The 11,709-nt window shown below is 52.8% G+C and carries 10 protein-coding genes; 1 reads left to right on the top strand and 9 read right to left on the bottom strand.

Annotated elements, in window-relative coordinates; translation table 11 throughout:
• Nucleotides 1-111 precede the first annotated feature (111 nt).
• The 4 genes from ACETWG_09875 to ACETWG_09860 all read right to left on the bottom strand — a co-directional run bounded on the left by ACETWG_09875 (nucleotide 112) and on the right by ACETWG_09860 (nucleotide 4,265).
• Entirely contained in the window at nucleotides 112-1,194 is a 1,083-nt protein-coding gene (locus ACETWG_09875; protein MFB0516891.1) for an alanine--glyoxylate aminotransferase family protein, read from the bottom strand.
• Between the two features lie 306 nt (nucleotides 1,195-1,500).
• Nucleotides 1,501-2,199: a DUF2461 domain-containing protein gene (locus ACETWG_09870; protein MFB0516890.1), complete on the bottom strand. Its 699-nt coding sequence runs from the start codon at nucleotides 2,197-2,199 to the stop codon at nucleotides 1,501-1,503.
• A 9-nt stretch (nucleotides 2,200-2,208) separates the two neighbouring features.
• A complete protein-coding gene (locus ACETWG_09865; GenBank protein MFB0516889.1) occupies nucleotides 2,209-3,582 on the bottom strand; it encodes a tryptophanase in 1,374 nt (457 codons plus the stop codon).
• A gap of 206 nt (nucleotides 3,583-3,788) precedes the next feature.
• The gene (locus ACETWG_09860; GenBank protein ID MFB0516888.1) at nucleotides 3,789-4,265 is read right to left on the bottom strand and encodes a hypothetical protein; all 477 of its coding nucleotides are present in this window, start codon (nucleotides 4,263-4,265) and stop codon (nucleotides 3,789-3,791) included.
• A 497-nt stretch (nucleotides 4,266-4,762) separates the two neighbouring features.
• Here ACETWG_09860 and ACETWG_09855 point away from each other — a divergent pair, with 497 nt between their 5' ends.
• Nucleotides 4,763-5,143, top strand: coding sequence for a response regulator (locus ACETWG_09855; GenBank protein ID MFB0516887.1), 381 nt, complete (start codon nucleotides 4,763-4,765; stop codon nucleotides 5,141-5,143).
• A gap of 186 nt (nucleotides 5,144-5,329) precedes the next feature.
• Here the strand turns inward: ACETWG_09855 and ACETWG_09850 are convergent, their stop codons facing one another.
• From ACETWG_09850 to ACETWG_09830, 5 genes are all read right to left on the bottom strand, one after another.
• Nucleotides 5,330-5,992 carry a metal-dependent transcriptional regulator gene (locus ACETWG_09850; GenBank protein ID MFB0516886.1) on the bottom strand — a complete coding sequence of 221 codons (663 nt, stop codon included), beginning with the start codon at nucleotides 5,990-5,992 and terminating at the stop codon, nucleotides 5,330-5,332.
• 183 nt (nucleotides 5,993-6,175) lie between these two features.
• The gene (gene feoB / locus ACETWG_09845) at nucleotides 6,176-8,281 is read right to left on the bottom strand and encodes a ferrous iron transport protein B (protein MFB0516885.1); all 2,106 of its coding nucleotides are present in this window, start codon (nucleotides 8,279-8,281) and stop codon (nucleotides 6,176-6,178) included.
• Nucleotides 8,274-8,735: a Fur family transcriptional regulator gene (locus ACETWG_09840; GenBank protein ID MFB0516884.1), complete on the bottom strand. Its 462-nt coding sequence runs from the start codon at nucleotides 8,733-8,735 to the stop codon at nucleotides 8,274-8,276. The genes feoB and ACETWG_09840 overlap by 8 nt, the downstream gene beginning before the upstream one ends.
• A gap of 403 nt (nucleotides 8,736-9,138) precedes the next feature.
• The gene (locus ACETWG_09835; protein MFB0516883.1) at nucleotides 9,139-11,457 is read right to left on the bottom strand and encodes an ATP-dependent helicase; all 2,319 of its coding nucleotides are present in this window, start codon (nucleotides 11,455-11,457) and stop codon (nucleotides 9,139-9,141) included.
• 48 nt (nucleotides 11,458-11,505) lie between these two features.
• Nucleotides 11,506-11,709, bottom strand: a 204-nt coding sequence (locus ACETWG_09830) for an endolytic transglycosylase MltG (protein MFB0516882.1), incomplete at its 5' end; no start/stop codon positions are given.

Here is an 11,709-nt window from a genome sequence, read left to right as displayed (position 1 = left end):
TCAGTATCGCGTCGATGGGCTGACCAGCCAGATCAACCACCTCCAGCCCCCGGTGGGCAAGGAGCTCTTTGCCCCGGGGCGAAATGGGGTCGGTAATCAATACCCGTTTCATTAGGCCTCGCCCTCGTCCGTCAGGACATGATCGAAGGTTTTCAGGAAAGCGTCCAGGTCCTCGGGCATCACGGCCCCCATGTGGGCGATGCGAAAGACTTCTCCGCGTAGCTTGCCGTAACCCCGGTCCATCCGGTAGCCCAGGTCCTCAAGGTTGTCGTACAGGCGGTTCACGTCCCAGCCCTGCACGTTGCGTATCGCCGTGAGGGTTGCCGATTCATAGCCCTTCTCCGGATACAGCTCCTGGCCATGGCGAAAAGCCCAGGCCCGGGTCGTCTCGGCCATCTTTTGATGGCGCCTGTACCGGTGTTGCAGGCCCTCCCGCTCAACATCCCTCAGAATCTTCTGTAGCCCATACATGTGGGGAATGGAGGGTGTATAAACCGTTTGCTGTTTCTTATAATACTTGTCATATACAACAAAATCGAAATAGTACCCTTTGCCCTTCATCTCCGCCGAGCGCTCCAGGGTGCGTTCCGAGAGGGCACACACTGTGAATCCTGCCGGCAGTCCCCATGCCTTCTGAACCGAGGCAAAGCAGGTATCGAGCCCCCACTCGTCTACCCTGATCTCCACTCCCATCATGGAACTCACCGCATCCACATGGAAGAAGACATCCGGATACTTGTCAGTCATAAGGTTTGCGATCTCTTCCAGGGAATTCATGACTCCGGTGGAGGTCTCGTTGTGCACCAGGGTCACAACGTCGTACTTGCCGCTAGCCAGGGCCTGATCAACCTCTTCGGGGTGGATGGCCTTGCCCCAGGGCTTCTCCAGGATGTCACACGGCAAGTCGCAGGCTTGGGTCGCTGAGTGCCATTTGGCGCTGAAGGCCCCATTCACCAGGTTCAGGCAGCATTTCTTCACTGTGTTGCGCACTGCCGCCTCCCAAATTCCGGTAGCGGGATTGGAAAAGAGAAACACCTTACTGGCCCCTAGTACCTTCTCCAGCCCTGAGGTGACTTCCGACCACAACTCCGAGAATTCCGGGGTGCGATGCCCTATCTGTGGCTGGCTCATGGCCGCCATGGTATCCTCAGTAACTGGTGTGGGACCAGGAATGAATAGCTTCGGATATATCATTGATCGCAACCCTGCTTAGAATTATGAATACCCAAAATCAAATCAGGAATTGGGGGAAAAGTTAGAGCATGTTATCGGGTAGTGCAATTCCCTGACGCAACATTTTCCGATACCCTGCAGCTACACTTTGCGGCATCACAGTCAGGGAAAGAGCTGTTAACGCGATCATTCTGGATGAGTAGTTTTACTGACAAGAGCCCTTTGGTCCGGGATTATAAGACGGATCATCAGTAAGTCTCTCTTGAAACGAGCTCCGCTTTCGATGTCATCCTGACGAAGTGAAGGATCTCTTGACTGCCTATACACTCAAGATGCAGCCACTACTTTCCAGAGAAAATTGTAGATGGGCGCCAGTATTCTAAATCCGGAAATGAGATCATCATTCAGACGCTTGCTGAAGAGAACCTCGTCAATATTCCGATTACAGACGAAGTAAATATTTCTTCTCTGATACCACTCCTGGATTTCTTCCGGTTTGGCTGGATCTAGCCTTCTCTTATATTTATCTCCCTCCATTGTAAAGACCGACTGATGTTTATATATCGACACAGCCTTCTGGAACTCGTCTGCATCATTGTCCATCATCTCACGAATTTTTTCCATAGCAGCTCTTGGAGCACTATAAAAGCCCATACCATACCGGTACGAATCCGGCGAGATCTCAAAAAAATATGCCGGCGCCGCTTTCCAGTCCCGACGGGGCCTCTTAAAGGTCAGCCACATCCTTGCCCTGAAAGGGGACTTATCCTTGGAAAATCTCGTATCGCGATAGATTCTGGATATGGTTTTATCAATGGCCGGTCTCGTTTCGAAGAGGGGATCAATGGTCAGCATAAACTCGCTCAGATCGGCGACTAATCGCTGCAGTGGCTCTAATAAATATGCCAGATAGTCCTGTTTGTGCGCCTCGAACCATATCTTGTTATTATTTCCCTCAAGCCCCTTCAGAAACGCCAGCGTTTTGGGTGAGAAACCAATGAACCTATCTTGTTCCGTGCTGGGCATGATTCGTCATCACACCCGCTCGAACTGGGCCGTGAAGTGTCTCAGATACGGCGCCTGGTAAGTCAGCTTAAAGCCCCGGATATCCTCCCGCCGCTGGTACACGTTCAGGATGGCCTCCACCACGAAGTCTACATGGCTCTGGGTGTAGACCCGTCGGGGAACTGCCAGGCGTACCAGCTCCATATCCGCCGGGACCTCCTCCCCACCCTCCACCTCAGTACGAGCAAACATCACCGAGCCGATCTCCACCGACCGGATGCCCGCCTCCAGGTAGAGCTCGCAGGCCAGCGCCTGCCCCGGGAACTGCAGTGGCGCAATGTGCGGCAGCATGGCCTTGGCATCGATGTAGATGGCGTGGCCGCCCGGCGGCTGCACGATCGGCACTCCCTCCCGAGCAATGTGCTCACCCAGGTAACGCGTCGAGGCCAGGCGATAGGTGAGGTAATCCTCGTGAAGCACTTCTTCCAGCCCCACAGCGATGGCATCCAGGTCACGCCCGGCCAGCCCGCCGTAGGTGGGAAAGCCTTCGGTGAGAATCAGCAAATCCTTCTCCTGCTGGGCCAGGCTTTCGTCATTGGTGCACAAAAAACCGCCGATATTGGCTAGGCCATCTTTCTTGGCACTCATGGTGCAGCCGTCGGCGTAGGAGAACATCTCCGACACGATCTCCCGCACCGACTTTTTCTCGTACCCTGGCTCCCGCAGCTTGATAAAGAAGGCATTTTCGGCGAAGCGGCAGGCATCAAAGTAGAGCGGAATGCCGTGACGGTGGGCTATCCCGGCCACTGCCTTAATGTTGGCCATGGACACCGGCTGCCCACCCATGGAATTGTTTGTAATAGTGAGCATGATCAGGGGAATACGCTGCGGCCCTACCCCGGCGATGAGCTCTTCGAGTGGCCCGATGTCCATATTGCCCTTAAAGGGGTGTATCGCTTCCGGTACCCTCCCTTCAGGGATCACCAGGTCCACCGCCTCGGCCCCCTGATACTCCACGTTGGCGCGCGTAGTATCAAAGTGGGTGTTATTAGGCACCACGTGGCCCGCTTTGCACAGGATGGAGAACAGGATGCGCTCGGCCGCCCGGCCTTGATGGGTAGGGATCACGTACTCAAAGCCCATGATGGACTTCACCGCCGCCTCAAACCGCCGCCAGCTGGCGCTCCCGGCGTAGGACTCGTCGCCCCGCATCACCGCCGCCCACTGCTCACTACTCATGGCACCCGTGCCGCTGTCAGTGAGCAGGTCGATGAGCACATCTTCAGCGCTCAAGGAGAAGAGATTGTAGCGGGCCTTTTTTAGGATGGCCTCCCGTTCCTCGCGGGTAGTCATGCGGATCGGCTCCACGGACTTGATTCGGAAGGGTTCGATTATGGTTTTCATGCTCAGTTACCCCCCAGCATTATTATGCCATAGTATTAACACCCAAATAGTTTATGAACAGACTATCAGAATTTAGGTAGGGAATAGATAAGGGCAATGTGTTGTAGACGGGGCAGCCTGGCAAGAGCTCATTGAGGTCAAGTTCCGCTGGCCTGGCTATAAAGGCCGCAGCTAAAAAGAAAGGAGGAAAAAGGCAGCCAGAATGCTCACCACCCGTAGCCCCTGTGCAGGCCGAAACCGAAAGTGAGCAGTCCCCCGCCTTCCAGGGTTACCGTAGTAATGTACTTGTCGTTGATGAGGTAGTCTACCCCGAGAACCAGATTCGGGTACGGTTTGAACTTCTTGCCAATGCTCGCGCCCGCACCGATGCCGAAAACACCAACTATCTTCCGCTTGGGTTGATACCTGGCCCGGGTAATGAGAGACCCATGGAGAAGCAGGTCACCACTATAGGCGATGGTGTATTTGGTAGCGTACCCGGGGATGAAATTCATGAACTCCAGGACCTTAGGCGCAGGTGCTTCTAGAGCGAATCCGACCGCCAAGTCGGGGGAACCCAGGCCCAGGTTGCCTGTCACATGGGTGGCGCGACTATTGTCAAGGAATTGGAATGGCCCCAGCTCGGTCTGGCCGAAAACCATGACCGGTAGGAGCGATAGAAAAAGAACGGCTGTGTTTCTCATGGAGCTTCTCAATATGAAGGTGATGATTTATAGACTGCCACTTATCAGGGTGAACTGAATCCTGTGCAGTATGTTATGATCTTCTGACCGGCGAATCAATATTTATGCTCTCCTGGTATCGAATAGGAAAGACGAGAAAGGTTGCTAATGAGACCCGGTCTTTGTATGCTTGAGGCATGGATTCTCACAACATGGCAATCGGAATGGCCATCTGGTATGTGCTGGGAATCATAGTAGCCGCCATCGTTTTCCGCATCATCCGGGCACGACGCCGGCGCCGGCGCAAAGATCAGCGCCCGGTTCTTTAAATCCGATCCAATACACCTATCAGCCTCATAAAGATCAAGTTCCATGCGCGTAACCTTTCCCCTAATAATTTCGCAACCTCAGTTGTTCTACCCATACAAGTTATATTTACATATATTTACATTAGCACAACTCGATTCGCTCATGATCGCTTATAGGTTTTCTGGCTTTATCGAAAGAGGCCTCATCTAATGCCCCTGATTCTAATCATTGATGATTCATCTTTTCAACGTGAGACCATCGGTCAGGCTATCCGAGCGATAGGGTATAAAACCATCGAGGCATCCGACGGGCAGAAAGGATTGGAGCAAATCACGCTGCACAAGCCGGATTGCATACTCACCGATCTCCTGATGCCTAATATGGGTGGCCTCGAACTGCTGGAAGTTCTTAACAAACAGAGTGTTAGGATACCAGTAATTATCGTTACTTCCAATCTCCAGGAAGGTATTCGCCAGCGATGTCGTGAGCTGGGGGCAGCTGCAGTGGTCGATAAGCCCATCGACCAGGAGGATCTCATTACCAATATACAAAAGGTACTTAAGGTGAATGAGGCCGACTCAAGATGCTGACAGAGACTTCACATTTTGTCTTGCTTTCGTACCCTGCAAATGCGGCAAATTGGCGTCTGGGCGACATAACCAAGCGCAAAGACGCTGAAGAAACTCTGGTAAAGCTATCCAGTGCCCTTGAAAAGCGGGAAGACCCGGTAGCTCCAAACCTGCGCACGTATCGGACTATCTTGTAGAGCAAGTTACCTAGGTGAGAGGCCGCACGTAGATTTCATCGGCAATTTCTGGATCCAGGGCCAGCTCGGTTTCACCCACACGTACCACATAGGCAGGTGTACGCTGATGGAGATCCAATACCACACCCGGATTGATGCCAAAGGCTACCAGACGATCAAAACGCTGGTGGAAGCTGGGTGTTAAAAAGGCCACCCGGGCCCTCTCTCCAACACTTAACCTTGTAAGTCGCGTGATCAGAGGCTTAACCAGCTCTATGGTTTCTTCCCCCGGCGCACCTGAGGGAATAGGCCGACCGTTTGGATCTACACGAGGATACCCAAGGAAAGCAGCCACCTTGTCGGTTACTTCCTCACTGAGGAAATGCTCGAACTGACAGGCCATTTCCTCACTTTCTATTTCGGACACATCCAGCACATCCATAAGCAGCCGTTGGGCCAGGCGGTGTCGCCTGATGATGTTTCGAGCCCGGGTTCTACCTTCATCGGTAAAATCTACCCGTCCCTCTTTAAGAACGAGCAGTCCTGCTACCTCCATTTCCTGCAGACAGGCTTGTAGATCGAATTCCCCAACATCATGTCTGCATTTGACCTCCAAGGTTGCCGCCTCCGGTCGCCCGTCCTCGTGGGCAACCCAGACCGTCTCAAGGATCTCGTCAATAAGATGGGACTTCATGGTGCTTCTTCTCTTTCCTGCGCGCCAGTAACGCTTTTAGTAGATTGACAATCTTGGACTCGTTTAGAAACTCGTATCCACAGGCGGGGCACATAATCATAGTGCACCACTTATTAAACTGACAATTCGTATGGCAGTTCTCCAGCCTGGCATCAAACTCATAGCCACACAGGGGACAAACAATCATGGAACCACCCCGTTCAGCAATCTCAGCGACCAGTTCACCGCGCCACCAACTAGAATAGCAAAAGGGAGAATGAATGCCGACATCCCCAGGGCCACCCGCAAACCATGCTCCTTGATAATCATAAATAAATTAGCTATGCAGGGCATAAAGAGGGTAATCACTACTAGGCTTACCAGGATCTGGATAGTGTCCAGCTGCCCGTTCCGGGCCAGAAGAAACAGCCCCGCAGCGCCATAGTCCCGCCGGAGAAAGCCCATAATGAACGCCGCAGTGGCTTCTACGGGCAGGCCCAGAAAGGATTGGACAACAGGAGCGGTGGCGGACTCTATTGAAACCAGAAGATGCAGACGATCTATAACGAAAAGCAGAAAGGTACCCAGAAAAAACAGCGGCACCGCTTCCCGAAGGTACCATTCCAGGCGGGCCATGGTCTTTATGACAATATTGCCTATTACCGGCTTCCGGAGTGGTGGCATCTCTAACAGGAAATCGGAGGACTGGCCGGGTATGGCTTTTGCCGCGAGGTAGCCAACGATAAATATGACACTCGCAACCACCCCCAGCCAAATGGCCGCAGCACCAATGGAGATACCCTGCAACATACCCAAAATCACTCCCAGCTGAGCGGAACACGGTACCCCAAGGGCCAGGAGAAGGGTAACTACAAGGCGCTCTTTCCGGTTGTCCAGGATACGGGTGGTCATGGTTGCCATGGTGTCGCAGCCCAAGCCCAAGACCATCGGCAGAACCGCCTTGCCATTCAGCCCCATAGCCTTGAACAGGCGATTCATCATCACTGACAGTCTGGGCAGATAACCGGAGTCTTCCAGCAGACCAAAGGCGATGAAAAAGGTGCCGACGATGGGTAGAACAATCGCGATTGAATATGATAGAGCCATACTAAGGAGACCAAACTCTCCGATCAGGAGATCCCGGAGCAGCTGCCACGGGAAAATCGTCTCCACCACCCAGGACAGACCTGGGATGATATAGCTCCCAAACAAACCCTCTTCCAGCCAATCGACCAAGGTGCCAGCCCCAAATACTCCCACGAAATAGTACATACCAGTCAATACAGCAGCCACAAAAGCAAATCCCCCTACAGGATGGGTGGTGGCCCGTCCCAGCCATTGAGTTAGGGATATCAGACGAGTTTCACGTTGTTGCACTACCCGTTCCAGGAGCTGGGCGGCGGCCCGCATACGCGCTTGGGTGATCTCCACACTCACACTCCTGGCAAATGCCCGCCGGATACGCTCTATGATGCTGCGGATGACTTCGCCATGGGCTTCGTCAAAGGTTGTGCCCATCCAGGCAGTGAGGGTAGCATCGCCACTCAACAACATCAGGGCCAGTGACTTGCGCGAGATAGGCATCTCGGGCAACAAAGGAATGAGCTCCTCCGTCGCCTTCTTTATTGGTTCTGGGTAAGGGATAGGTACTTCCTTAGGCCGGCTCTTCGTATCCAGGACCCGGCGGCGAGCCTCATCCAGACCCACTTTCTGGGTAGCGATGGTCTCCACCACTGGCACGCCCAGTTCTTCCGAAAGGGCTAGGGCATCAATAGTGATCCCACGATCCTGAGCCTCATCGGTCATATTAAGACACAGCGTATAGGGCAGTCCCATTTCGGCCAGCTGGAGGGAAAGCAACAACCCGCGACGGAGGTTCTTGGCATCGGCCACTTGGAGAATTCGGGCCGGAGTCTGGTTCATGAGGATGTTGCGGGTAACCAACTCATCTTCGCTGGTGGGAATGAAGTTGTTAATGCCGGGGGTGTCGATGACCTCCCAAGCAGCGTGACGACGCCGGAAAGCATGAGAGCGACGTAGCGTTCTTCCATGATGTGCTCCTCGCCGACCGCGGTTTGGACGCTGACGAGCGGAACGTTGATAGCGGTTTTGGCCACGTAGCGCTCGATAATGTTCCCAGGCCAGCCGGCCCCGGGCGATCTCAACGGTAGTACCAGGATAATTGGAGACAATCACATAGTGGCCGGTGAGATACCCGAACACCACCGATTTGCCCACGTTGGGGTTCCCAATCAGAGCAATAGTTGCACTACCTGTATCTTCAGCTGGGTTGGCAACGTGTCTATGCATCAGGCGAACGGTTGCCCTCTTTGGCTTTTCTTTCCTGACATTCCTGACAGAGGCCGAATAGCTGGTGCTTGTGCAGGAGGAGCTCGAATCCATGCTCTGCTGATATGCGCTCCTGCCACTGCTCAATCTGGTGATCAACGAATTCAACTATCTTGCCACATTGAAGGCAGATGATGTGGTCATGGTGTGGTCGGGACAGTTTGTTTTCATATCGGAACCGCCCATCGCCGACGTCCATCTTGCGGACAAAGCCCACTTTCTCGAGAATGTCTAGCGTTCGGTAGATGGTGGCTCGGGAGACGGGAATTTCCTTTTCCCTTAAGGAGAGAAAGATATCGTCGCATTCCCGGTGCTGGTCATTGTCCAGGACATCTTCTAAGATAGCCAGGCGCTGGGAGGTTAGCCGTAACGATTCCTGTTTCAGGGCTTTTCGGAAGCGGTTGATATGATCCATAACTGAGCTCTCAAATATTTATATTGAGACTCATTCTCAATTAAAATTTACCATTAACAGTAGCTAAAAACCACCTTTTTTATATAATTAATCACGCTGTTTTGCATTACTAACAAAATTGGCGCCTTTCACCACTTTTTGGATAAACTGAGCTGGCCCCGGGAAAAAATAACTTATTAAGTATTATTAGATATATGGGATCGCCTAAGAGATGTAACCTGGATTCTGGAATCCGTTACAATCGAGGATAACGATACCAGAATGGTTACAGCAGATACACGCTAATCAATTATATTCAGAGAAGATGATACTATTTGGAGTAATGATCTCCGCAATGATTGCTACAGGGAATATCAAGGAATACCATTCATTACCCCAGAGGCTTTACACTGGCACTCTGGATCTACAGCCGATTGAGATCAGCGTAGCGGGCCACCAGCTTCTTTACTTTCCCATCATTAAACTTTACGGTGAGCTTGAGGTTATCCCCTATTCCCTCACGCGCGGTTATCTGCCCTTTACCGAATATTTTGTGCTCCACCCAGGCGCCCACCACAAAGTCATCGAGAATGGACTGAACGGTCGTTTCCAGAGTTCGGGTTATATGATGCGTTTTAGCTGTTCCAGCTGGAGGGCCACTATAATCCACGCTTTCTGACACTTCCCCTTTGCTGGGCCAGACCACCAGCTCCTCAGGTAGTTCCCTGATGAAGCGGCTCATGATACCATTCACCTTGCCGCTCGCCCATCGGCGGCGCTGGTTGGCATAAGAGAGATAGACCTTATCCTGGGCTCTGGTCAAGCCCACGTAAAACAAGCGCCGTTCCTCCTCTTCATCGCTGCCATCCGCATCAGGCCGCATGAGAGGGAACAGTCCCTCCTCCAAACCCGTAAGGAAGACTACGGGAAATTCCAATCCCTTGGCGCTGTGGAGAGTCATGAGGGTCACTCCACTGGTCTCGTCGTTCCAACGGTCAATGTCAGTTAGGAGGGAAACCTCTTCCAGAAAATCCCGCAGTGTGGCACCTTCGCGCTCTTCGTGGAACTGGGCAAGGCTGCGTACCAGTTCCTCGATATTATCCAGGCGTTCCCGGGCATCCATGGTCTCCTGCCGACGGTAATATTGTACGATGCCGATTTCTTCTAAGAGGGTTGCCACCAGTTCCTCAATGCCCAGATCTCCCGCCCTATCAGCATCCTGGGCAGCGACGTACTCATCGGAGATCGCTTTACCACCATGCTCTTCTTTAGCTGGGCTGGAAACCAGGGCCCGGTAGCGTTCAATGAGAGCCTTGAAATCTTTCATGGCCTGGGACTGTTTCGGTTGGACTCCGGCCTCCAAGCCACAATCCAGAGCCTCGAACAGCGTCATGTGCTTTCCGCGCGCATAGGCCTGTAAACGGTTCATGGATGTCTCCCCGATGGCTCGCGGGGGGAAATTGATGATCCGCTCCAGGCTTACCGAATCGGAGGGATTGACCAACAACTTTAAATAGGCCAGGATATCCTTCACCTCTTTGCGCTCATAGAACTTGGTGCCCCCGACGATCTCATAGGCCATGGTCCGGCGTCGGAGGGCATCCTCCAGCGCCCGGCTCTGGGCATTGGTGCGGTATAATATCACTATGTCTCTGAAACGCCGTTTCTCAACCAGAATCTCGTGCTGGATACGCCGATAGACCTGTTCGGCTTCCTCGCGCTCATCGCGGGCGGGAAAGATGTGAATCAACTCTCCCCCAGCCCGCTCTGTCCATAGCGTTTTGGAGGCACGGCTTTTGTTGTGCGCTACAACCACTCCAGCGGCTTTCAGGATAACCGATGTCGACCGATAGTTCTGTTCCAACTTAAAGACTTTAGCATCCCTGAATACCTTGGCGAAGTTGAGGATATTGGTGATATCGGCCCCACGCCAGGTATAAATGGACTGATCATCGTCACCGACAACACAGATCTGCCGGTGCTTCTCAGCCAACAAGCGGACAAACTCAAACTGGGCCCGATTGGTGTCCTGGTATTCATCCACAAGGATATATTGAAACTGCTTTCGATAACGCCCCAGCACACGGGGGTGCTCATTGAATAAAACGAGTGGTAACAAGAGCAGATCGTCGAAATCCAGGGCGTTGTTCCCTTTCAGGCTCTGCTGGTAATCCCGGTACACAGATACCAGGATCTCTCCCTCAATGCCAGCGATTTGGTCAGCCATCTGGTCCGGAGCGAGCATGCAATTTTTCGCGCGGCTGAGACGGGACTGAAAAGCCTGAGGTGGATACAGATCGAGATCATAATCGTTCTGCGCGAGAATCGATTTGAGCAAGCGCAGTTGATCCTCGGTATCATAGATGACAAAATCGCGCTGGTAGCCCAAGCGATGAATTTCCTGACGTAAAATGCGCGCACAGATAGCATGGAAGGTGCCTATATGCACATCGGTGGTACCACCCGGGAGGGTGCTCACTTCATGAGCGGCAGGTTTGCCTCGACTTCTTCCTTTTCCATAAAGGAGAGCATCTACGCGGCTACGCATTTCCCGGGCAGCCTTGTTGGTGAAAGTGACTGCCAGAATCTGAGAGGGCGGTACTCCCTTCTCATCTATAAGGTAGGCAATTTTATAGGTGAGAACCCGAGTTTTGCCGCTGCCTGCCCCAGCAAAAATAAGCACCGGGGAGTCCACATACTCTACGGCTTCAGCCTGAACTGGATTCAGATCGCGGAGATTCACCTTACCAATTTGAAAAAGTGGTAGCCTGGTTGCCAATGCATAGTGACCCTAGTCTGGTTGCCGAAGAACACGAACGATTTCATTGTGTTCATCGAGTGTGGTAGAAAAGATATGCCGTCCCTGGTCGTTGGCCACAAAATACAGGTAGTCTACATCGGCGGGGGCCACTGCCGCCTGTATGGATGCCAAGCCGGGATTATTCACCGGCCCGGGGGGCAAGCCCTTATAAAGATAAGTGTTATATTCGGAAGG

The organism is Candidatus Neomarinimicrobiota bacterium (assembly GCA_041862535.1).
Taxonomy (GTDB): domain Bacteria; phylum Fidelibacterota; class Marinisomatia; order SCGC-AAA003-L08; family TS1B11.
The sequence above is the reverse complement of the archived record's forward strand: the minus strand, read 5'-3'. Positions and strand labels throughout refer to the sequence as shown.

Coding starts and splice junctions, on each gene's coding strand:
- ACETWG_09875 (MFB0516891.1), bottom strand. CDS start 1,194: ATGATATATCCGAAGCTATTCATTCCTGGTCCCACACCAGTTACTGAG.
- ACETWG_09865 (MFB0516889.1), bottom strand. CDS start 3,582: ATGAAAACCATAATCGAACCCTTCCGAATCAAGTCCGTGGAGCCGATC.
- ACETWG_09855 (MFB0516887.1), top strand. CDS start 4,763: ATGCCCCTGATTCTAATCATTGATGATTCATCTTTTCAACGTGAGACC.
- ACETWG_09870 (MFB0516890.1), bottom strand. CDS start 2,199: ATGCCCAGCACGGAACAAGATAGGTTCATTGGTTTCTCACCCAAAACG.
- feoB (MFB0516885.1), bottom strand. CDS start 8,281: ATGCATAGACACGTTGCCAACCCAGCTGAAGATACAGGTAGTGCAACT.
- ACETWG_09860 (MFB0516888.1), bottom strand. CDS start 4,265: ATGAGAAACACAGCCGTTCTTTTTCTATCGCTCCTACCGGTCATGGTT.
- ACETWG_09840 (MFB0516884.1), bottom strand. CDS start 8,735: ATGGATCATATCAACCGCTTCCGAAAAGCCCTGAAACAGGAATCGTTA.
- ACETWG_09850 (MFB0516886.1), bottom strand. CDS start 5,992: ATGAAGTCCCATCTTATTGACGAGATCCTTGAGACGGTCTGGGTTGCC.